This window comes from Nannocystis bainbridge, assembly GCF_028368995.1.
In the GTDB taxonomy this organism is placed as follows: Bacteria; Myxococcota_A; Polyangia; order Nannocystales; family Nannocystaceae; genus Nannocystis; species Nannocystis bainbridge.
Window position 1 is genome coordinate 153103 of the sequence record NZ_JAQNDL010000001.1, and the last position, 21617, is coordinate 174719.

At 72.8% G+C, this 21617-nt stretch carries 18 protein-coding genes; 6 read left to right on the top strand and 12 right to left on the bottom strand.

Annotation, left to right across the window (positions count from 1 at the left end):
• Position 1: 1 nt before the first annotated feature.
• The 8 genes from pnp to rimP form a co-directional block, all read right to left on the bottom strand.
• On the bottom strand, positions 2-2107 hold the full coding sequence (pnp, locus tag POL25_RS00615; protein ID WP_272083676.1) for a polyribonucleotide nucleotidyltransferase: 2106 nt from the start codon (positions 2105-2107) through the stop codon (positions 2-4).
• Between the two features lie 183 nt (positions 2108-2290).
• The gene (rpsO, locus tag POL25_RS00620) at positions 2291-2560 is read right to left on the bottom strand and encodes a 30S ribosomal protein S15 (protein WP_272083677.1); all 270 of its coding nucleotides are present in this window, start codon (positions 2558-2560) and stop codon (positions 2291-2293) included.
• A 135-nt stretch (positions 2561-2695) separates the two neighbouring features.
• Positions 2696-3718 (bottom strand): tRNA pseudouridine(55) synthase TruB, encoded by a 1023-nt coding sequence (gene truB, locus POL25_RS00625; RefSeq protein ID WP_272083678.1) that lies wholly within the window; start codon positions 3716-3718, stop codon positions 2696-2698.
• Positions 3696-4115 carry a 30S ribosome-binding factor RbfA gene (gene rbfA, locus POL25_RS00630; RefSeq protein ID WP_272083679.1) on the bottom strand — a complete coding sequence of 140 codons (420 nt, stop codon included), beginning with the start codon at positions 4113-4115 and terminating at the stop codon, positions 3696-3698. Before rbfA ends, truB begins: the two co-directional genes overlap by 23 nt.
• Before the next feature lie 28 nt (positions 4116-4143).
• Entirely contained in the window at positions 4144-7530 is a 3387-nt protein-coding gene (gene infB / locus POL25_RS00635; RefSeq protein WP_272083681.1) for a translation initiation factor IF-2, read from the bottom strand.
• Positions 7531-7533: 3 nt separating this feature from the next.
• Positions 7534-7932 (bottom strand): YlxR family protein, encoded by a 399-nt coding sequence (locus POL25_RS00640; protein WP_272083682.1) that lies wholly within the window; start codon positions 7930-7932, stop codon positions 7534-7536.
• 13 nt (positions 7933-7945) lie between these two features.
• Positions 7946-9361, bottom strand: coding sequence for a transcription termination factor NusA (gene nusA / locus POL25_RS00645; RefSeq protein WP_272083685.1), 1416 nt, complete (start codon positions 9359-9361; stop codon positions 7946-7948).
• Between the two features lie 21 nt (positions 9362-9382).
• Positions 9383-9997 (bottom strand): ribosome maturation factor RimP, encoded by a 615-nt coding sequence (rimP, locus tag POL25_RS00650; protein WP_272083687.1) that lies wholly within the window; start codon positions 9995-9997, stop codon positions 9383-9385.
• Positions 9998-10267: 270 nt separating this feature from the next.
• On the opposite strand from rimP, the gene POL25_RS00655 reads away from it, so the two are divergent.
• The 4 genes from POL25_RS00655 (at position 10268) to POL25_RS00670 (ending at position 13667) form a co-directional block, all read left to right on the top strand.
• The gene (locus tag POL25_RS00655; RefSeq protein ID WP_272083689.1) at positions 10268-11173 is read left to right on the top strand and encodes a carbon-nitrogen hydrolase family protein; all 906 of its coding nucleotides are present in this window, start codon (positions 10268-10270) and stop codon (positions 11171-11173) included.
• A complete protein-coding gene (locus POL25_RS00660) occupies positions 11170-11853 on the top strand; it encodes an RNA polymerase sigma factor (protein ID WP_272083691.1) in 684 nt (227 codons plus the stop codon). Before POL25_RS00655 ends, POL25_RS00660 begins: the two co-directional genes overlap by 4 nt.
• Positions 11854-11884: 31 nt before the next feature.
• The gene (locus POL25_RS00665; RefSeq protein WP_272083693.1) at positions 11885-12520 is read left to right on the top strand and encodes a hypothetical protein; all 636 of its coding nucleotides are present in this window, start codon (positions 11885-11887) and stop codon (positions 12518-12520) included.
• A gap of 91 nt (positions 12521-12611) precedes the next feature.
• Positions 12612-13667, top strand: coding sequence for a hypothetical protein (locus POL25_RS00670; protein ID WP_272083695.1), 1056 nt, complete (start codon positions 12612-12614; stop codon positions 13665-13667).
• Between the two features lie 155 nt (positions 13668-13822).
• On the opposite strand, the gene POL25_RS00675 is transcribed toward POL25_RS00670, so the two are convergent.
• The 4 genes from POL25_RS00675 to POL25_RS00690 form a co-directional block, all read right to left on the bottom strand.
• Complete coding sequence (locus POL25_RS00675) at positions 13823-14818, bottom strand: NAD-dependent epimerase/dehydratase family protein (protein WP_272083696.1); 996 nt, start codon at positions 14816-14818, stop codon at positions 13823-13825.
• 9 nt (positions 14819-14827) lie between these two features.
• A complete protein-coding gene (locus tag POL25_RS00680) occupies positions 14828-15286 on the bottom strand; it encodes a nucleoside deaminase (protein WP_272083697.1) in 459 nt (152 codons plus the stop codon).
• 72 nt (positions 15287-15358) lie between these two features.
• On the bottom strand, positions 15359-16213 hold the full coding sequence (locus tag POL25_RS00685) for a PP2C family protein-serine/threonine phosphatase (protein WP_272083699.1): 855 nt from the start codon (positions 16211-16213) through the stop codon (positions 15359-15361).
• A 1-nt stretch (position 16214) separates the two neighbouring features.
• The gene (locus POL25_RS00690; protein ID WP_272083700.1) at positions 16215-17543 is read right to left on the bottom strand and encodes an FHA domain-containing protein; all 1329 of its coding nucleotides are present in this window, start codon (positions 17541-17543) and stop codon (positions 16215-16217) included.
• A gap of 248 nt (positions 17544-17791) precedes the next feature.
• Here POL25_RS00690 and POL25_RS00695 point away from each other — a divergent pair, with 248 nt between their 5' ends.
• Together POL25_RS00695 and POL25_RS00700 are read left to right on the top strand one after the other, a co-directional pair.
• On the top strand, positions 17792-19183 hold the full coding sequence (locus POL25_RS00695) for a carboxypeptidase-like regulatory domain-containing protein (RefSeq protein ID WP_272083702.1): 1392 nt from the start codon (positions 17792-17794) through the stop codon (positions 19181-19183).
• Positions 19180-21360 carry a hypothetical protein gene (locus tag POL25_RS00700; RefSeq protein WP_272083704.1) on the top strand — a complete coding sequence of 727 codons (2181 nt, stop codon included), beginning with the start codon at positions 19180-19182 and terminating at the stop codon, positions 21358-21360. The genes POL25_RS00695 and POL25_RS00700 overlap by 4 nt, the downstream gene beginning before the upstream one ends.
• The last annotated feature ends 257 nt before the right edge of the window (positions 21361-21617 follow it).

Here is a 21617-nt window from a genome sequence, read left to right on the forward strand (position 1 = left end):
CTCACCCTCGCAGGTTCTGGACCTCGGAGGGGTCGACCCCGAAGGCGGCGCGGCGGCTGAGGCGGATCTTGCCGGTGGGATCGACATTGATCACCTTCACCACGACCTCGTCGCCCTCCTGGACCACGTCGGTCACGCGATCGACGCGCCGGTCCTCGAGCTCCGAGATGTGGACCAGACCGTCGGTGCCCGGGAGGATCTCGACGAACGCGCCGAAGTCGACGATCCGCTTGACCACCCCGTGGTAGGTCGCGCCCACCTCGGGCTCGGCGATGAGACCCTCGATGAGCCGCTTGGCCCGCTCGATCTGGGCGATGTCGTTGCTGGCGATCGCGATCCGCCCCGAGTCCTCGATGTTGATGACGCAGCCGGTCTGCTCGATGATCGCGCGGATCGTCTTGCCGCCGGGCCCGATGACCTCGCGGATCTTGTCGACCTTGACCTGCATCGTGACGATGCGCGGCGCGTACTTGCTGATGTCGGCGCGCGGCTCGGCGAGCACCTCGAGCATCTTGCCGAGGATGTGCAGCCGGCTCTCGCGCGCCTGGTCGAGCGCGGCCTCGAGGATCTGGCGGGTCAGGCCCTCGATCTTGATGTCCATCTGCAGCGCGGTGATGCCGGTCTTGGTGCCGGTCACCTTGAAGTCCATGTCGCCGAGGTGATCCTCGTCGCCAAGGATGTCGGAGAGGATGGCGATCTCGCCGCCCTCCTGCATCAGGCCCATGGCGACGCCGGCGACCGGCGCCTTGATCGGCACGCCGGCGTCCATCATCGCCAGGCAGCCGCCGCACACCGCCGCCATCGACGACGAGCCGTTCGACTCGAGCGTCTCGCTGACGATGCGGATCGTGTACGGGAACTTCTCCTGCGCCGGCAGGATGTACTTCAACGCCCGCTCGGCCAGCGCGCCGTGGCCGACCTCGCGCCGCGACGTGCCGCGCACCGGCTTGGCCTCGCCCGTGCAGAACGGGAGGAAGTTGTAGTGCAGCATGAAGTTGCGGGTGACGTCGCCGCGGATGGTGTCGAGCCGCTGGGCGTCGCTCTCGGTGCCGAGAGTGACGGTGGCCAGCGCCTGCGTCTCACCGCGCTGGAACAGCGCCGAGCCGTGCGGCCGCGGGAACGGGTGGGTCTCGATGTAGATCGGACGCACGTCGCGGGTGCCGCGGCCGTCGAGCCGGCGGCCCTCCTTGATCACGCGGCTGCGCACGACCTTCTTCTCGAGCTTGCCGAGCGCAGCGTGCACCTCGCCGACCCGCTCCGGGTGGCTGGCGGCGAAGCGCTCGAGCACCGTCTTGCTGGCGGCCGCGAGCGCGTCGCGGCGCTCGTGCTTGCCGGTGATGGCGAACGCGGCCCGCACGTCGGCGTCGGCCGCGGCCATCACCTCGGCGCGGAAAGCCTCGTCGACAGCCGGATCGACGTGCACGCGCTTGGTCTTGCCGGCGCGCTCACGCAGGCGCTCCTGCGCGGCCAGCAGCGGCTGCGCCGACTCCTGGGCGAACATGAGGGCGTCGATCATGTCCTTCTCGAGGATCTGATCGCCGCCGCCCTCGACCATCACGATCGCGTCGCGGCTGGCCGCGACCACGAGCACGATGTCGGCGACCTTCATCTGGTCCCACGAGGGGAACGCGACCATCTTGCCCTGCACCCGCGCGACGCGGATGCCGACGATCGGGCCGGCCCACGGCGCGTCGCTGATGTGCAGCGCCGCCGAAGCGCCGGTGATCGCCAGGACGTCGGGCTCGTGCACCTTGTCGTGCGACAGCACGGTGGCGATGATCTGGGTGTCGCTGCGATAGCTCTTGGGGAACAGCGGCCGGATCGGACGATCGATGAAGCGGCAGGTCAGCGTCTCCCACTCGGTGGGACGCGCCTCGCGCTTGAAATAACCGCCCGGGATCTTGCCGGCGGAGGCGGGGTACTCGCGGTACTCGCAGGTGAGCGGGAGGAAGGGCAGATCCTTCGGCTCCCTGCTGCTGACCGCCGTGACGAGCACGGCTGTCTCGCCGCAGCGCACGACGACGGCGCTGGACTGCTTGGCGAGCTTGCCGGTCTCGATGCTGATCTCGACCTCGCCGATGCGGCAGGTCTCTGTGATGACGTTCATGGGGGGAAACTTTCCGCCGCGGGGACAAAAATCTTCGTGGTCCTGCCCGATCGGGCGTCGGACCGCATGCGCCCGCGCCGGCGTGCCGGCACGTTCCCACGGCCGATCAGCGCGGCTGACCTACGCGGGCGCCAGAGGCCACAAAAGCGAAAAGGGGGAACACGTCCCCCTTTCGCCCCGGCCTTACTTGCGGATGTTGAGCGCCCCGATCAGGGACCGGTAGCGGTCGACGCTGCGGTTGCGCAGGTAGTCGAGCAGACGACGGCGCTGGCCGACGAGCTTCAGCAGACCCCGACGCGAGTGGAAGTCCTTGGCGTGGCCGCGGAAATGCTCGGTGAGGTAGTTGATCCGCGACGTGAGGAGGGCGATCTGCACCTCCGGGGACGCGGTGTCGTTCGAGTGGGTCTGGAACTTGCTAACGATCTCGGCCGTGCGATCAGGAGAGAGAGACATTTCGTATTCTCGGGTGCGGGCAGCCCGTGCCCCCGCAGAAGGTGTTGTGCTCTTTTGTGTAGGCGGAAAATCCAGGCAAAACCTTGGCGTGTCAAGGCCACTCGCGCACGCGCCGACGCTTTTCCGTCGGCCCGGTCACGGCTCCGTGTCGCGGGCGGGCGCCGCGGCGTGAAGGACCTTCTCCGGCCGCCACTCACCCCCGTCGAGGCGAACGACGACCAGCGCGTCGGGGAACCACAGCGCCTGCCTCGCCGCCTCGGGGTGCCCCTCGGCCAGGGTCGGGGCGACCGCCGGCAAGGCGTCGGCCCCAACCACCCGGCCGTGTAGCAGCCCCGCCAGGGCGTCGGCGTCGGCCCCGACCACCCGGCGCACCGGGAACGGCAAGACCTCACCAGGCGCCCGCAGGGCCGCCTCGAGCCGCGCCCGCAGGGCCTCGCGGCCGTCGGCTCCGGCGAGGCCGAGGCGAAACTTGGGCGGGGCGCCGGCCAGATCCGGCAACCGCGCGGAAACGAGCACGGGCACGGCGTCGGCGAGATCGAGGCTGCCGCAGGCGAGTCGACGCAGACCGCCCAGGTGCGCCGGCAGGCCGACGCGGCGGCCGAGCTCTTCGGCGAGGCTGCGGACATAGGTGCCCTTGCTCACGGCACAGGTCGCGTCGATCGCGTCGTCGGTGACCCCGATCTCCTCGACGGACCGCAGCTCCATCGGCCGCGGCGCGAGCGCCAGGATCTCGCCCTTGCGAGCCCTTTCGTGGGCCGGACGACCCTCGAGCTTGACCGCCGAGTACGCGGGCGGCGGCAGCTGGAGCGCGCCGCACATGTCCTTCAGGACATCCGCGGCGGCGCGCACCTGCGACGGCTCGACCGCGCTCTCGGCGATCGTCTCGCCGGCGCGATCGCCCGTGGTGGTCGCGCGACCGAGGCCGAAGCGCGCGCGGTAGACCTTGGCGACGGCGCTGAGGTACGGCACGAGCCGCGTCGCCGCGCCGACGCACACGACCAGCAGGCCCGAGGCCAGCGGGTCGAGGGTGCCGCAGTGACCGACGGCCTTCTCGTTCAAGACCCAACGGACGAAGCCGACCACGTCGTGCGAGGTCGGCCCCTCCGGCTTGTCGACCAGCAGGACGCCGCAGCGCTCAGTCGCCGTCGCCGTCGCCACCTTCGTCGTCCTCGCCGCCCGCGCTCCCCAGCTTCGGGGCGGCCGGGGGCGTCGCGATCTCCGACAGGATCGTCTCGATCCGCAGGCCGCGCTGAATGCTCTCGTCGAACTCGAACCGCAGATCGGGGATCCGGCGCAACTGCACCCGCCCCTGCAGCTCTCGCCGCACCGCGCTGGCCGCCGAACGCAGCCCCGCCAGCACCGTGGCGCGGTCGCGGTCGGGCGACAGCAGGTCGACGAACACGCGGGCCAGCGTCAGCTCGGTGTCGACCTTGACGCCGGTGACGCTGAAGTTGACGCCCTGCAGTCGCGGGTCGCTGATCGCTCCGAACAGGAGCGCGTCGGCGATCCCGCGGCGCAGGGTCTCTTCGACCCGTTGCATCCGGTTACTCGCCATACGCGCTCCCCCTCGCCTCTCCGCCGCCTCACAGCGTCGGCGCGATCGTCTCGATCTCGAACGCCTGCAGGATGTCGCCCGGCTCCACCTCGGGGAACGAGTCGATCACGATGCCGCATTCGAAGCCCTCGCGGACTTCCTTCACGTCGTCCTTGAGGACGCGAAGGCTCGAGATTCTCCCCTTGTGGATGATCGTGCCGCCACGGACCACGCGGACGTGGTGCGAGCGCTGGATGAGGCCCCGCGTGACGCGGCAACCGGCGACCACACCGATCTTCGGGATCGGGAACAGCGCCCGAACCTCGGCCTCGCCCTGATCGCGCTCGCGGTACTCGGGCTCGAGCAGGCCGACCATCAGCTCACGCGTCTTGTCGAGCGCGTTGTAGATGACGTTGAAGGTGTAGACGGGCACCTTCTCGGCGTCGGCGATCTGACCGGCCTTGCCGACCGGCTTGGTGTTGAAGCCGATGATCACGGCCTCGCCGGCCGAAGCGGTCTTCACGTCGGTCTGGGTGATCGCACCGACGCCGGACGAGATGACCTCGACCTTGACCTTGTCGGTCGACAGCTCGAGCAACGCCTGCTTGAGCGCCTCGGCCGAGCCCTGCACGTCGGCCCGGAGGACGATCTTGAGGGTCGGCGTCTTCTTGCGCTGGATGAAGTCGGCGATGCTGGGCCCCGAGCGCGCGCTCTCCTTGCGGCGCCGGACCTCGCGGCGGTGGGTCACGAGCTGGCGGGCGGCCTTCTCGCTCTCGACCACGTTGAAGCGGTCGCCGGCCGACGGCACGCCGTCGAGACCGAGGACCTCGACCGGAGTCGAGGGACCTACGTCTTCGAGCGTACGGCCGCGGTCGTCGAGCATGCCGCGGACCTTGCCGCTGAACTCGTTGGCGACCACGATGTCGCCCTTGCGCAGCGTGCCGGCCTCCACCAGGACGGTGGCGATCGGACCGCGGCCCTTGTCGACGCGCGCCTCGAGGACGACGCCGATCGCCCGGCCCTCGGTGGTGGCCCGGAGATCGAGGATCTCCGACTGAATGGCCAACATCTCGAGCAGGTGGTCGATGCCCTTGCCGGTCTTCGCCGACACCTCGCAGATGATCGTCTCGCCGCCGTACTCTTCGCCGACGAGGCTGTACTCCATCAGCATCTGCTTGACGCGGCCGGGGTTGGCGTCGGGCTTGTCGATCTTGTTGAGCGCCACCACCAGCGGGACGTTGGCCTCCCGCGCGTGCTTGATGGCCTCGACCGTGGTCGGCATGATGCCGTCGTCGGCGGCGACGACCAGGACCACCACGTCGGTGACCTGGGCCCCGCGGGCGCGCATCGCCGAGAACGCCTCGTGACCCGGCGTGTCGAGGAACACCACGTCGCCCTTGGCGGTGGAGACCTTGTAGGCGCCGATGTGCTGGGTGATCCCGCCGGCCTCGCCCTCGGCGACCGTGGCCTTGCGGATCCGGTCGAGGAGCGAGGTCTTGCCGTGGTCGACGTGGCCCATGATGGTGACCACGGGCGCACGCACGTCGCCGGCACCCTCCTCGGTGTCCTCGTCGAAGTACTGGTCCTCCTGGAAGGCCACGTTCTCGACGGTGTAGCCGTACTCGGCGGCCACCAGCTCGGCGGTCTCGGCGTCGACGGCGCTGTTGATGGTGACGCCGCGCAGGCCCATGCCCCACAGCGTCTTCAGCAGCATCGTCGCCTTCTTGCCCATCTGGTGCGCGAGGTCGGCGACCGGGATCGCCTCGTCGACGCGGATGCGCTTCTTCGACTCCGACATCTCCTGCGTGGAGGGTCGGGCGCCGGGCAGGCCGGGCCGGCCGCGGACGTTGCGGATCATCGTCTTCCGCTTGCGGCCCTGCTGCTGCGCCCGCTCCTCACGCTCCTTGCGGATCGTGGCGCGGCCGCGCTGCTGGCTGTCGCTGGCGTCGGTGATGATCACCTGCTGCGGCCGCGGGCGGTTGGCCAGCTGCACGAAGCCGAGGATCTTCGGCTCGGCGCGCTGCGAGGCGGCGCCGACGATGACGCCCGCTTCGTCGCGGAGGACGCGACGGTTCACCTCAGGCTCGACCGGCGGCGGCTGGACCTGTTGCGGGGGCTGCTGCGCCTGCGGGGTCGCGGGGACGACGTAGCGGGTCGTCGAACCGCCACGGTCGCCCGGACGGGTGGCGACCGGCGCCGGCTGCACGACCTGGCCGCGCGGCCCGGTCTGACCGAGCTGCGGGCCGCTGCCGAGCGGCCGGGTGCCGGTCTGGGTCGGCGCGCCCGGCTTGCCGGGGCCCGGGCGAGTCTGGACGCCCGGACGCAGCGGCGTGCCGACCGGGCCGACCTGGCCCTGCGGCGGGGTGCCGCGCGGACCGTCCGGACCGCGACGATGCGGCTCGATACGCGGCTCACGCGGGCTGTCTTCCATCCGCGAGGCCACGCCTCCCGGCAGGCGCTTGGTGCCCGGCGGGAGCTGGATGCGCGAGCCGACCTCGGGCGCTGGCGCCCGCGGGGCCGCGGGCTGCGGCGGCTGCTGCTGCCGCTGCTCGGACCGGCGGATCTCCGGGCGCGACCCGGACGGCTGGGCCGGGCGCTGGATCGGCTGGCTGACGGGGCGCTGGATCGGCGGCTGGACCGGCTGCGACTGCACCGGTGCAGGCGGCGCGGGCGGCTGCGGCGCGACCACCGGCGGCGGGGCCACGATCGGCTGGCTCGGCTGGCTCGGCTGGACCGGCTCGGCCGACTGGACCTGCTCGGCCGGGCGGGCCGGCTCGACCGGCTCGCTGCGGACCGGCTCGACCGGCTCGCTGCGGACCGGCTCCGGCTCGCTCGGCGGCGTGACCGGGCGCGGCGGGGCCGGCGGCTCCGCCTGGACCTGCGCCTGCTCGGGTGCGCTCGGGCGCGGGGTCGGCTCGCGGACCTCGATCGGCTCCGCGACGGCCCGCACCTCGCGCTGCGGTTCGCGCGGCTGCGATTGGACCGGGGTCGACCACGGCGTCTCGGGCGGGCGCGAGGGCTCGCTCGGACGGACCACGGGCGTGCTCGGGCGCACGGGCGGTTGACCGCTGACCGGCGGCGGCACCGGCCGCCGGACTACCGGCGGCTGCTGCTGCTGCTGGACGGGCGCAGGACGGACCACCGGCGGCGGCGTGGGACGGGGCGCTGCGGCCTCCTCCTCGCCTTCGTCGGCAGGACGCGGGCCGCGACCGGCACGACGGATGACCGGCGCCGGAGCACCGGCGCGCGGGTCGTTGCGCTCGGGTTCGCGGCGTTCGCCGCCTTGAATGTGGCGACGGACGAGCTCGGCCTGGTCGTCATCGAGCGTGCTCATCACGCCCTTGATCTCGACCCCGAGGCCGCGAATCACGTTCTCCATCACCTTGTTGTCCTTGCTCAGCTCTTTAGCGAGCTCGTAGACGCGAATCTTGGCCATAACTCAGCAAACCCTCCCCACCGCGGCGCGCATGGCGGTCGCCAGGGCAGCGAGACGTTGGACGCGCGGCGCAGCGGCGCTGCCGCTGCGGTTCAGGAGATCGATCATGCCCGCGAGCGCATCTCCGTGCGCGCTCCACAAAGCGGTGGGGTTCACCGCCGGCATCTTGCGGGCGAAGCCGCGGGCGAAGCCGCCGCGGCGGGCGGCGCGCTCGAGACAAGAGCGCGCCGGACACACGTAAGCCGAGCGCCCCCTGGCCGAAAGGCCATGGCGCTTCGCACATGTCCGGATGTACTCGTCCGGAACGACCTGCACCTGCTCACCACCATCGGCGAGCAGGATCCTCGTCCGCAGGAGTTCAGCCTGCGGACGGATGGCGCGGCAGCCCACGCAAGTGCGCATCGGCGCATGCATGTTACTCGCTACCTCCGTCACCTTCGTCACTGTTGTAGTGGTCCTCGCCGTTGTCGTCCGGCGGCGGCTCGGGATACTTGACGTTGAGCTCGAGCTTACCCGAAGCGGCGTCGTCGGCGACCTCGATGATCTGCTCGGCGCGCTCGGTCGAGCCCACGCCCGGTACCTGCGCCAGCTCCTCGGCGTCGGCGATCGCCACGTCGCGGAGGTTGCGCCAGCCCATCTGGAACATGGCCAGGGCCACGGCGTCGCCGACGCCCGGGATCGCTGCCATCTCGGCCAGCGAGCGCCGCTCCATCTGCTTGAGCTTCGACTCCGAGTAGATGTCGATGCGCCAGCCGGTCAGGCGCGAGGCCAGACGCACGTTCTGGCCCTTCTTGCCGATCGCCAGCGAGAGCTTGTCGTCCGGCACCACGAGCTCCATCGTGTGGCGCTCGGCGTCGATGAGGACGCGCGACACGGTGGCCGGCTGGATCGCGTTGCACACGAAGCGGGCCGGGTCGTCGTTGTAGGGGACGATGTCGATTTTCTCGCCGCGCAGCTCCTGCACGACGGCCTGGACGCGGCTGCCGCGGATGCCGACGCACGCGCCGACCGGGTCGACGTCGCGGTCACGCGACGACACGGCGATCTTGCTGCGGGCCCCCGGCTCGCGAGCGCACGCCTCGATACGGACGATGCCCTCGTAGATCTCGGGCACCTCGTGCTCGAACAGCTTCTCGACCAGGCCGCGGTGGGTCCGCGACAGGATGATCTGCGGGCCGCGGGCCGACTTGTCGACATCCTTGACGAACGCGACCACGCGATCGCCCGGGCGCAGCGACTCGCGCGGCACCTGCTCGCGCGCCGGCAGCAGCGCCTCGGCCTTGCCGTTGTCGACCTCGACCACGATCGAGCCGCGCTCGAACCGGCGGACGATGCCGGTCATCAGCTCGGCCTTCTTGTCCTTGTAGGCGTCGAACAGGTTGTCCCGCTCGGCCTCACGGACGCGCTGGATGATGACCTGCTTGGCCGTCTGGGCGGCGATGCGGCCGAAGCCGTGCTGGCCGAACTGGAGCGCCTCGATCTCGGCGTAGTCCTTGGCCTGCTGCTCGGCGCGCTTCTTGTCGGATTCGAGATAGAAGATCTGAAAGAGGAGCTCGTCGCCGATCTCGGCCTCGAGGCCGGCGCGGTGGGCCTGCTCGAGGCTGATCTCGCGGTGCGGCGCGGTGACCTTGTCGACCACGTAGAGCACCTGGAACAGGTTCACGTGCCCGGTCTCCGGGTCGAAGCTCGCCTCGATCTCCTTGTCCTCGAAGACCTTCTTCGCGGCGGTGGCGACCGCCTGCTCGACCGTCTCGATCAGGACCTCGCGCGAGATCTTCTTCTCGTCGCAGACCTGGTCGAGCACCGCACTGAGGTTGAGCTGTTCTTCCATAACCGGATGACCTCTGCTGTCCTAGCCGTGCCCCCCCGTACTCGGGGGGGAGTACACGAGGTTGGCCCGCCGGATGTCGGCGAGCGAGATCTTGTAGATGGTATCACTGTCGAGCGATCGCAAGAGCACCGTGCCGCGGCGATCGTCGTCAGGAGCGGCGGGGTCGACCTCGGTGCCGACGATCCGCCCGTGAAAGGTCCGCTGGTCGGCGCTGCCCTGGCCCGCGAGCGGGTGGAACGTGCGGACCACCGCCCGCCCGCCGACGTGGCGGGCGAAGTGGCTGAGGCGTGCCAGCGGCCGGTCGACGCCGGGCGAGCTGACCTCGAGCGTGTACGGCAGCGACAGCAGGGCCGTCAGCTCCGGGGTCTCCGGGTCGGCCTCGGCGGCGTCGAGCGCGTTGCTCAGGACCCCGGCCATGCGCGAGCAGTCGTCCAGGGTCACGCCGTTGGGGTGGTCGAGGTACACGCGGGCGATGCGACCGCCGCGACCGCCGGCCCACTCGGTGAGCACGATCTCGAAGCCCATCGCCCGCGCCACCGGCTCGATCGCCGCCTCGAGCAGCCGCACCGCGCCCTCGTGGACCTCATGCCCCGCGGCGTCGTGCTCGGACTCGGTGCCGGCAACGTCGTCGACCACCGCGGGCTGCGGCGGGACTTTCGAGCGGGAGTTGTGTGTCGGGCGCCTTGTGGCCATGCGCGTGGAGTCGAGACAAACAAAAAAGCGAGCTGGGCCAGTTGCCTGCTCGCTTGCGAAAGGCAATTTGCTGGCCGGGCCTGTAGCACGGCGCTTGAAGGCGAGCAACCCCCTTGCCGGGGCGTGAGGACCTGGACCCCCCGGAGGGGCCCGCCCTGGAGTCAGGGGCCCCGGGAGGCTTGGCGGCGGGCGTTTTCTCGCTACCATCGCCCGGTGCGAGACCTTTGCGCCGCCCTGATCCAGCTCGGCAGCGGGGCCGATCCGGTCCCCAGCCTGGCCCGCGCCGCCGAACTCACGCGCGAAGCGCTGGCGCACGGCGCCGAGCTCGTCGTGTTGCCGGAAAATTTCTGGGCCGTCGCCCCGCCCGGCCTCGATCGCCGGCCCTGGGCGGTCGACCTGAGCGCCCTCGGCCCGGGCGGCGATCTCCGCGGTGACCCGCCGCCGGTGCTGCGGCCGTTCCTGTCGCTCTCTCACGAGTACCCCGCCGCGGTGATCATCCTCGGCGGCCTGCCCGAGCTGCCGCCCACGGGCGGCGACGGCAAGTTCTACAACACTCTGGTCGCCGTGTTCGCCGGCCGCGTGGTCGCGGTCTACCGCAAGATCCACCGCTTCGACGCCACCTTGCCGGACGGTTCGCGCGCCTCCGAGTCCGACATCATCCTCGCGGGCGAGACTCCGCACGTGCTCGCGGCGCCGTTCGGCAAGATCGGCCTCAGCATCTGCTACGACCTCCGCTTCCCCGAGCTCTACCGCGCGCTCTCCGCGGCGGGCGCCGAGATCCTCGTCGTCCCCTCCGCCTTCACCCTCCTCACCGGCATCGACCACTGGGAGCCGCTCCTGCGCGCGCGCGCCATCGAGAACCAGGCCTACGTGCTCGCCCCGGCCCAGTACGGGCCCCACGGCCACGGCCGCCACAGCTTCGGCCACAGCCTCGCCGTCGATCCCTGGGGCGCCGTGATCGCCCAGGTCTCGCGCGGCGAGGGCCTGGCCCTCACCTGGCTGCGCGCCGACCTGCTCCAGCGCGTCCGCAGCGACCTGCCCGCGCTGACGCACCGCCGCCTCCACGGCGTAACTCCGGCCGAGGTCGTCACGTTGTCGGCCGACGAGACCCTGGCGTGACCGGCCCCGCCGGCGCCCCAGGTCGCGGCCCGAGCCCGGGCCGCAGCGCCCCGCCGGGCCTCCACCTCCTCATGGAGGGCTACCTCGACGGCGACGCGCGGGCCTTCGCCGCGCTGCATGCCGCCCTCCTCCCCCGCCTCACCGCCTTCCTCGTGCACCTCGTCCGCGACAGCGCCGCCGCCGATGACCTGGTCCAGGCGACCTGGCTCAAGGCCCACCTCGCCCGGTCCCGCTTCCAGGTCCAGGGCGCCAGCCCCGACGGCGCCGTGCAGGCCTGGTACTTCACGATCGCGCGCAACCTCGCGGTCGACCACCTGCGTGCCCAGGTCCGCGAGCGCCGCCGCCGCGACCCCGGCGAGCCCGACGGCGGCGAGCGCGACCGCCTGGCCGAGATCCCCTCCGACCTGCCGACCGCCGAGGAGCTGGAGATCGGCGAGGCCGAGGCGCAGGAGATCGCCTCGCGGGTGCGCGACGCGCTCGCCCAGTTGCCCGCCGGTCAACGCGAGATCGTCGAGCTCCACAAGTTCCAGGGCCTGAGCATGGCGGAGATCGCCGCTCGCCTGCGGATCCGCGAGGGCGCCGTGCGCGTCCGGGCCCATCGCGCTTACAAGGCCCTCGCGCGCTGGCTGACCCCGTCGCTGCGCGCCCTGCTGCTCCTGCTCGCGCGAGGTGGTGCTTGACCGCTCCTCGCACCGCTTCCGGAGGTCGCGCGTGACCGCGGTCGACGCCAAGAGCCTGATCGCCGGCGACCTCGCCGAGCGCCGGCGCGAGCGCCTGCAGCACTTCCGTCCGGCCTGGCTGCTCGCTGCCGCGATCCCGCTCGTCGGCCTCCTCGCCACCGGCGCGCGCGACGACCTGTGGGCCCAGCCGGCCTGGATCCTCGCGCTGCAAGCCTTCGTCTGGGGCCTCGCGCTGTTCGCCTTGCCCGCCCTCGGCCTCGGCTTGTGGTTCCCGGGGCGCGCCGCCCGGATCGCTCTCGGCCTCGTCGCCGCCGTCGTCGCCGTCCTCGTCGCCGCCGGACCTGCCCTCTTCGACATGTCCTATCCAACAGGAATGGAAGACCACCCGATCTACCAGATCGGCTGCGCCTCCCTCACGCTCGCGGCCGGCGCCCTGGTGCTGGCCATCTGCGCCGTCAGCGGGGCCTTCGTCCAGCGGCGGCGCAGCGCTGGCGCGCTGTGGCTGGCCGCTGCGATCGCCCTCGTCGGGATCGTCACCACCACCTGGCACTGCGTCATCACCGGCCTCGATCACACGCTGCCCTCGCACCTCGGGGCCGGCGTCCTCATGCTCTTGCTCGCCGGCCTCGTCGGCGCCGCTTTGCACCGGCGTCAGCGCGGCCCCTGAAGCGGCCGTCGTGCCCCGGCGCCGATCTCGGCGCGACGATCGCTGAAGCATTCGCCGCACCGGCCCGCGATCTGCGATAGGCTGCGCGCGCGTGGCCACCGAGCACCTCCTCACCCGTGGGTATGACACCATCCGCATCGTCCACGACGGTTGCGACCTCGTCACCGGCGAGGGCGAGGACAGCGTCGTCCAGTCCTTCGACGACGACCTCGAGGCGCGCTCGCACCTCGACTACGTCCTGAAGCGCATGCGTCGCGAGGGCTACGCGGTCAACAGCAAGCACGTCGTCCTCGACCAAGGCCAGCGCGACGCCGGCGAGGGGCTGTTCGAGTGGGACGCCGAGCATCACCGGCTCCGCTGCGTGTTCACCGACGACCACGGCGTGCGCGTCCGTTGCAAGGTCCTGGCCCAGGCCGTCGACGCGCGCAGCGCCGTCAGCCTCCACGTCGTGTGCGACCCGGCCAACCCCGGCGACGAGCTGACCGACGCGCTGAGCGAGCAGCCGCTCCCGCGGGTGCGCAGCTTCATCTTCGACGCCCCCTTCCAGACGATCACGCGCCAGCGCGACAACAGCCCCGGGCGGCTCGACCACATCCTGCGCTCCTTGCCCGCGCTCGAGTCGGCCTACGTCGCCGGCGCGCCGGAGCTCGAGTCCTGTCATCACGCCCGCCTCAAGCACCTGCATCTGCTCGGCGACCCGCTGCCGGCCGAGGTCCTCGACGGGCTTGCGGGCTGCGAATTCCCGGCCCTCGAGCGGCTCGTGCTGTGCCTCAGCCGCGACGACGAGCCCGCGCCGGTCGAAGACATCGTGCTCGCCCTGCGCGCCCTGCGAGCCCCCGCGCTTCAGCACGTTTATCTCTCCGGCTCCGACGATCTGGTGGCGCTGCTCGACGCCCTGGGCGCCGCGCCGCTGCCCCCCTCGTGGACCATCCTCTCGGTCGAGGGCGTCCTGCGCGACGAGGACGACCTGATCGAGGTCCTGCGCGCCCGCGCCGACGTGTTCGGCCGCCTCGGCCGCCTCGCCCTCCCGCTCGTCGACGACCTCTCCGACGAGGCCGCCACCCGCGCCGCCGAGCTCGTGCCGCGCGTCCTCGACTGCGACGAGCTGCCCGACCAGGTGCTGCCCAGCGTCTACGAGGAGTGGTGAGCTGTCCGCTCGGGCATGTTCAAAAAGACATGTCCTGAGCGCCATCTGCGAGCGAGCGGCCGCTCGGACCGCACGCTGTCATCACGCATGTCCTATCGGACATGCCTTGAAGAGCATGTCCTCCGCGCCAGCTTGTTGAGTCGCCCCCGCGGGCCTCACCCCTGCGTCGCCAGCCAGGCCGCGGTGCGCCGCAGCCCCTCGTCGAGCTCGACCTCCGCGCGGAACCCCAGCGACGCAGCGGCAGCCTGCGTCAGCGCGGCCGAGCGCGCGATCTCCCCCGCCCGCGCCGGCGCGAACCTGACGCCCGCGCCTTCCGCCCCGCAGGCGCGCTGCGCCGCTGCTGCCAGGTCGACGATCGCCAGCTCGCGCCCGGTGCCGATGTTGAGCCCCGCCGGCTCGGGCGGCCCGCCGGACATGTCCCCCGGGACATCTCCCGTCCTGGAGACGAGATCGGTCTCGACCGCCAGGTGGATCGCCCGGGCCACGTCGCCCACGTAGATCAGGTCGCGCGTCTGACTGCCGTCGCCGAAGATCGTCAGCGGCTCGCCGCGGCGGGCCCGGGCCAGGAACGTCGCCACCACCCCCGAGTACGGGCTCGCCGGATCTTGTCGCGGCCCGTACACGTTGAACAGGCGCAGGCACACCGTCTGCACCCCGTGCAGCGGCCCCAGGCAGCCGAGGTACAGCTCGGCCGCGCGCTTGGCCGCCCCGTACGGCGACAGCGGCGCCGTCGGCTCGCTCTCCGCCACCGGCACCCGGCGCGGCTCGCCGTAGACCGCCGCCGACGACGCGAACACGAACCGGCGCGCCCCCGCGGCGGCCGCCCACAGCAGCAGCCGCGTCGTCGCGCGCAGATTGACGTCGAGGTCGTCGATCGGCGCCGCGAGCGAGCGCACCACCGAAGTCTGGGCTGCCAGGTGGACCACCGCCGCGAACGGCCCGAGCCCGGCCAGCGCGGGCTCCACCGCGCCGCGCACGTCGCCCTCGACCACCGCGACCTGCGGATCGCCTGCCCATTCGGACAGGTTCTCGCGCCGCCCGGTGCTGAAGTCGTCCAGCACCACCACTCGCCGGCCGGCCGCTCGCAGCGCCGCGACCGTGTGCGAGCCGATGAACCCGGCCCCGCCGGTCACGAGCACCGCGTCGTTCACCGGTCCAGCCTAGCAGCGCCGCGACGCCAGCGCGAACGGGTTCTCCGGCCACAGCGACGGCTCGCCCTGCACGATCTCGAGCTGCTGCTCCGCCAGCGGCAGCGCCATTTGGCGGTACAGCGGCGCCGTCGTGAACCCGTACGGCTCGCCGTCCCCGTTGCTGTACGCGAACATCACCCGGCGCACGCTCGCCAGGTGCAGCGCCGCCAGGCACATCGGGCACGGCTGCCCGCTCGCGTACACCGTGCAGTCGTCGAGCTTCGCGCGCCCGAGCGCCGCGCCGGCCGAGCGCAGCGCCAGCATCTCCGCGTGGGCCGAGGGGTCGGGTCGCAGGTGCAGCTCGTTCACCCCCTCGGCCACGATCTGCCCCGCGCGCACCACCACCGCCCCGTACGGCCGCCCGCCGGCGCACACGTTGGTGCAGGCGAGCTCGAGCGCGCGCGCGAGGAACCGGTCGTCGTCGGTCACCACCTCAGCATGCACGCACATCGCCCGTCGGCCACTCGCGCCGGCCTCCGCGCGGCGCCTCGCCGCCGCGGCTCACACCGCCAGTTGCACGCGGTGCACCGCCACCTCTTCGCGCCCGTGGGGCAGCTCGAGCCCCTCGCCGGAGAAGCGGGCGATCGCCACCGTCACGTTGTCGGGGCCGCCCGCCGCGCAGGCCGCCTCGGTCAGCGCCCGGCAGCAGCGCAGCGGGTCTTCGTAGCGGAGCATCAGCCCCAGGATCTGCTCGTCGGTGACGGGCCCGGTCAGGCCGTCGCTGCACAGCAGCAGCACGTCGCCGGCGCGCAGTTGGACCACGTCGAACTCGGGGCCCACGCGCGGCTGGACCCCGAGCGCTTGCAGCAGCACGTTGCGGTGCTCGTAGTCGCGGGCCTGGTCGGGGCGCAGGCGGCCGGCCGCGATCAGCTGACCGACAACGCTGTGATCGGTCGTGAGCTGCGTCAGCGCCCGGCCGCGGCGGATGTACGCCCGCGAGTCACCGACGTGGCCGATCAGCAATTCTGGCCCGAAGGCCAGGGCCGCGGTCAGCGTCGTGCCCATCCCGTGACGCGCCGGATCCTCGACCGCTGCGGCGCGGATCTTGTCGTTCACCGCCGTGATCGCCTCGTGCATCACGTCCTGCGCTGCGGCCGTGCTGGCGAACGGCGCCCTCGCCTGGACCACCGCCGCCAGCACGTCGACCGCGATCGCCGACGCCACGTCGCCGGCCGCCGCCCCGCCCATCCCGTCGCACACCGAGATCAGCGTCCCGTGCGACGTCAGCGGTTGCACGCGCTGGTGCGGCAGCAGCCCGCGCTCCGCGGTCTTGAGGTTCTGGACCACGAAGTGGTCCTCGTTGCGCTTGCGGACGCAACCCACCTCGGTCCTTGCGAACACCTCGAGCTGCGCCACCTCAGTGCATCCTCACCCGGAAGATCTGGTCCCCGACCCGGAACATATCGCCAGGTTGAAGGATGACATCCCCGCGGATCCGGAGATAGGTCCCGTTGGCCGAGCGGAGGTCGGTCAGCAGCACCGTCATCGCGTCTCCGCGCAGCTCCATCGCCAGCTGCGCGTGTTGCCAGCTGACGAAGGGGTCGGTGGGGAAGATGATGTCGCCGAGCTCGCGTCCGAACACGATCTGCGGCGCGCGCAGGCAGTGGACCTCGGCTTCGGCCCCGCCGACCCCGATCAGCGTCAGCCGGCCCCACGCCGGCTGCATCGGCGTGCCGAACAGGCGCGTCGACGCGTCGTCGAGCTCTTGCTCGCGGGCGCCCGGGGGCAGGTTCTCGAGCCGCAGTAAATGATGACCGACCAGGAAGAGATCGCCCGGAAACACCGGTTCCGGCCGCGAGATCCGGACATAGACCCCGTTGCGCGATCCCAGATCGCCCAGGCGCACGCCCCCGCCGGCCGCCGGCTCGAGGCGGGCGTGGGCCGGGCTCAGGAACTCGTCGCTCGGGAACATCAGGTCGCCCTGCTTGCGGCCGATCGTCAGCGCCCCGCGCAGCGCCACCGACTCGCCCTCCGAGCCGTCGCGCTTCACCAGCACGATCCGCAGCGGCGCCGCCCCCGACGAGCGGCGCGAAGACTCGACCGCCAGCCTCGCCATCGGCGCCGACCACGACGGCCCGTCTGGCGAGCCGCTCACCGCCACCGACGCCTGCTCGGCCGCCGGCGTCGCCTGACCCATGCGCGCCGTGTCGCCCGGGCCTGGGGTGTCGCGGGGCACCGGCGCCCCGTCCTCGCTGCTCCCCCGCGGGATCACGCGGGCCTGGCCCCACGAGCCGCCGTCAGCCGCCTCGACGCGGCCGGCCGGCGTGCTGCTCTCGGCCGCGACCTCGGCCGGGCTGGCGTTCGGGACAGGTGCGTCCGGTTGCGGCGCCGGGCTCGCCGGGACGATCCCTGCCTCCGCCTCCGCGGCCGGTTCGACCGCGGAAGAACGCGGCCCCGGATCGGGTATCGCAGGTCGTGCCGGCTCCACCTCGCCCGTCCCGTCGAGCAAGCGCCGCGGGATCAGCTTCATGCTCTGGGTGGTGGGACGCGGCCGGCGAGAGTGCACGCGGAGGCCGCAGATCTGGCAGAACTCGAAGCCAGCGCCGAGCGGCTGCCCGCAGCGCGCGCACTTCGGGAGTGCGCTCACTGGCGCCGGCGGCGTCAGGCGATAACCGCAGATCTCGCACGCGACGGCCTCTGGGGCGTGTTCGGTGCCACAGGCGGGACAGGGGATCCACTCCGTCATCGGCGTCGTGCCTGGAGAAGGCTTGCCAGGGTCGCTCGCGTGGGATAGACCCGCGCTCGCCCGCTATTCGCCCCGCCAGGGTACCCGTCCGGCTCGGACCGCGTCAATTGAGCGTCGCCATTGCACAGTCAGGCTCGTCGCCGTCGCCCGCCGGGCCCGAGCAGTCGTCAACGCCCGCAGGTCGGCCCCTGCAGCCCTCGCCGCGCGCCTCGTGCTCGCGAGTCGGCCGCGGCCGGGACCCCGGACCCGTGGTTTCACGGCCTCGCGGCCCCGGATCGCCTCCCGCCCGCGGATCACGCCTCGCGCGTGCCGTCCTGGCCGTCGCCCTCGCGCTGACCGCCCCGCTGCTGGCGGCCTGCGCCCCGATCGTGCGCCCGGCCAACTTCGCCGGCGCGCGCGACGTCGTCACCGACGCCTCGCTGCTCGGCCCGTTCGACGGCCAGGTCGTCGACGCCGCCACCAGCGAGCCGATCGCCGAGGCCACCGTGGTCGCCGTGTGGGCCTACGACCGCGGCGACGGCTTCATCGGCCCGTGGGGCTCGGAAACGACCAGCGTCACCACCGACGCCGCGGGCCGCTACCGGATCCCGCCGGCCAAGCTGACGGTGCGGGCCTCGACCGCGCGGCTCGTCGACGCCTACCTCATCGTCTACAAGCGGGGCTACGCCGGCTACCGCTCCGACACCGTGGCGATCGGCGGCCCGCGCTCCGACTTCACCGTGCGTCACAACCGGGTCGAGCTGCGCAAGTGGCAGAACAGCGACTCGCACGCCGAGCACCTGCTGTTCCTCGCCCCGCCGCGGCCGCTGCACAAGGCCGTGCGCTGGGAGGCCGAGATCGCCAACCTCGACCTGTTCCGCGCCCTCGGCGGCGCCGGGGGACCGGCCGTCGTGATCGAGGAGGACGAGCCGGGCCAGGCGACCGCGCCGGTGGTCGCCGAGGTGCTCGACGCCAGCGGCCTGCTCACCCCCGACGAGGTCCGCCAGCGCACCGGCTACACCGAGGCCTTCGAGGTCAAGGACCTCGCCGATCTCAAGCGGACGGGCTTCTACCACGGCGTCCACCTGCAGGCGACCGACAGCGACGAGCGCCACGACCTCGCGCTGCGGGTGTGGAGCGCCCCGCCCGGCGGCATGGATCCGGTCGCGGCGACCATCCAGGAGACCTTCGGCAAGGTCAAGCCGGCCGGCGACATCACCCCGGAGACGTGGAGCACCACCGCCGACGGCGTGCACGCGATCGGCTTCGTCGACCGCCAGCAGAAGATCGGCGTGCTGCTGACCTGCGGCGACCAGCAGTGCCACGACCTCGACACCGCGCTGATCCTCGCCAAGCACGTCTACCGCAACCTCGATCGCCTCAAGGCGGTCGCCGATCCCAACGCCGGCGCGGCACCGGCCGCTCCCGCCGCCCCGGACCAGCCCAGCGTCCCCAGCGGCGCCGTCCCCGGAAGGCCCGCCGCCCCGACCGGCGCTGGCGCCAGCAACCCCGCCGGCGTCGCCAGTCCCAAGGGACAGGGCAATTCGACCATGTCCCCCGAGTCAGGTCCCACCACCGGCGGCACCGGCTCGAAGGGCCCGGGCGCCACGACCACCTCCCCCGCGCCAGGCCAGCCGGCCGGGAAGGGCAAGCGCCCATGACCGCCGAACGCTCCTCCTGGCTGCACCGCCTGTCCCTGAGGACAGGGCGCAAAGACCCTGGCCCCGAGGCCAGCCCGGTCGCCGCCGACCTGTCCCCCGGGACAGCCCGCTCCGGCCTGCGCGGCTGGCTGCGCCGCTCGACCCTCGCCGCCGCCCTCGCCGTCTTCGCCGTGCCCGCCCCCGCGGCCGCCTGGGACGCCCGCGCGACCCACCTCGGCATGGTCGACCGCGCGCTCGTCGAGAGCGCCCTGCACCTGCGATGGATGGCCGCCAGCGAGCTCCAGCGCGGCCTCTTCACTCCGCTGCGCGTCGACCCGCGGCGCCTCACGGCATCCGAGCGGCGCATGCTGACGGCGGCCCTGCAGCACGGCGGCCTCGAGGCGCTCGGCGGCCCGGGCGCCTGCCCCGGCCTCGGCGCCCCGATCGAGACCCAGCGCTACTGCGTCCAGGGCGACCTGTGGGAGCTGCCCGCGCTGCAGTGGTTGCAGGTCGGCGTGCTCGCCGAGCTCGTGCCCTCGGCCCGCGCCGTCCACCACTTCGTCGACCGCGACGACCCGCTGCGCCGCGACTTCAGCGACCCGCAGGCCCGGCCCGGCCTGCTGCGCCTGCGCCAGGTCCGGCACAACGGCGGCTCGACCGCGGCCCTGGCCACACAAACAGGTTTCTCGGGACAGGGCCCTTCGGTCATCTCGTTTTTGCGCGACGAGACCGACCCGCTGGCCCCGCCGCAGATGTGGCGCCACCTCGAGCTGTCCTCGACCCTGCCCGACGCGCAGGCGCGGGCCCACCACCTCGCGCTGGCGCTGGTCGGCCTCGGCGCCCTGCTCCACGTCGTCCAGGACCTCGCCGTGCCGGCCCACGCCCGCGGCGACGTCAGCGGCTTCTTCAGCCCGCTGTCGCCCAACCCCGGCGATCGCGGCCTGCCGTTCGCCGAGCTGGCCCGCCTCGCCTTCGGCCGCAGCGCCCTGCCCGGCCGCCCGACCGCCGACGCCGTCGCCCAGGCGCGCGGGATCCCGCTGGCCGCCTCGCTCGCCGAGCACCTGTTCGGCGGCGCCGCGGCGAGCAAGGAGCCTGGCGCATTGGTCATGCCCGAAGGGACAGGTTACGAGGGCCTGGCGACCTTCACCGCCCGCCGCTTCCTGTCCGAGGCCACCGTCCCGGCCGCGCGCTTCCTCGCCGACGACCTCACGCCCGAGGCCGCCGCCGCCGAGCTGCTGCAGGGCAGCCGCCTCGACCCCGCCGAGCTCGAGGGCGCCCGCCTGCACCCGTGGCCGGCGACGCGCGGCTACATCCAGAGCGGCACCGGCCGCCCGCTGGCCGCCTTCGACACCGACGACGACGGCCGCGTCCGCCCCTACGTCGACGAGGCCGTCTACCGCGAGCAGTTCGTCCACCTGGCCCCGCGCGCGATCGAGGTGACCCGCTCGCTGCTCGACTGGATCTGGCCGACCTGGCCCGAGCTCCGGTTCGATGCGACCGCCGGCAACCTCGACTTCGTGGTCCCGCCCGGCCTCGTCGACGCGGTGGTTCTGGTCCTCCGCCAGGACGCCGCCGGCGCGCGCACGATCGTCCGCAAGGTCGCGCTGCGGCCCGGCGAACGCAACCGCGTCACCGGCATCCCCACCGGCCTCGGCGAGGGCGAGCGCGCCGTCGTGGTCCTGCGCGCCCGCCGAACCGGCGGCGAGCCGCTCCTGCTCGAGCACGTGCTCGGCGGCGAGAGCAAGGTGTTCCCGGCCGTACCCGGACCCTACGTGCCGCCGCCGCCGGAAGAGGCCGCCCTGCCCGAAGAGTTCGAGGCCCCGCCCGAGCCGCCCGCAGCGCCCGAGCCGGAGCCCGAACCCGAGCCCGAGCTCGCGCCGCCGACAGGTCCCAAGGGACAGCCGGCCAAGGCGCCCGCCAAGACCAAGAATCAACCCGTGGAGCCGACCCCGAGCGGCGCGGGCCAGCCCTCCGGCAAGGCCACGAACCCGCCCGGAAAGCCGCAGGACCCGCCCGCCGCCAAAGGCACCACCAGTCCCAAGGGACAGCCCGCCGCCAAGACCGAGGCCACCAGTCCCCAGGGACAGCCCGCCGCCAAGCCCGAGGCTACCAGTCCCAAAGGACAGCCCGCTGCCAAGCCCCCCGCCGACGCCCAGCCGCCGGCAGGCGCTCCGCCGAGCGGCAAGTCCAAGGGCTGAGCGCCCGCTCGCCCGCGGGCCCGCGATCGCCTGTCCGCGAGGACAGCCCCGCCGCCGGGACGCGGGCCTGTCCGAAGAGACAGGCCCGCGTCCCGGCGCGGGAGGCATCGCATCAACCTGTCCCCGAGGACATCCCCGTCCGTGCCGCCGCGGACTTGACCTCGCGCCCCCGAGCTCCCCGTCGACGCACCGTGCCGACACGCTCGCCATCCTGCCCTCGCTCCCGGCGACGCAGCCGAGCCCGCGACGCGACGTGA

Excerpts from the sequence above, each read along its gene's own strand:
- pnp (WP_272083676.1), bottom strand. The coding sequence starts at position 2,107 with ATGAACGTCATCACAGAGACCTGCCGCATCGGCGAGGTCGAGATCAGC.
- rpsO (WP_272083677.1), bottom strand. The coding sequence starts at position 2,560 with ATGTCTCTCTCTCCTGATCGCACGGCCGAGATCGTTAGCAAGTTCCAG.
- rbfA (WP_272083679.1), bottom strand. The coding sequence starts at position 4,115 with ATGGCGAGTAACCGGATGCAACGGGTCGAAGAGACCCTGCGCCGCGGG.
- infB (WP_272083681.1), bottom strand. The coding sequence starts at position 7,530 with ATGGCCAAGATTCGCGTCTACGAGCTCGCTAAAGAGCTGAGCAAGGAC.
- POL25_RS00640 (WP_272083682.1), bottom strand. The coding sequence starts at position 7,932 with ATGCGCACTTGCGTGGGCTGCCGCGCCATCCGTCCGCAGGCTGAACTC.
- nusA (WP_272083685.1), bottom strand. The coding sequence starts at position 9,361 with ATGGAAGAACAGCTCAACCTCAGTGCGGTGCTCGACCAGGTCTGCGAC.
- POL25_RS00690 (WP_272083700.1), bottom strand. The coding sequence starts at position 17,543 with ATGACGGAGTGGATCCCCTGTCCCGCCTGTGGCACCGAACACGCCCCA.
- POL25_RS00700 (WP_272083704.1), top strand. The coding sequence starts at position 19,180 with ATGACCGCCGAACGCTCCTCCTGGCTGCACCGCCTGTCCCTGAGGACA.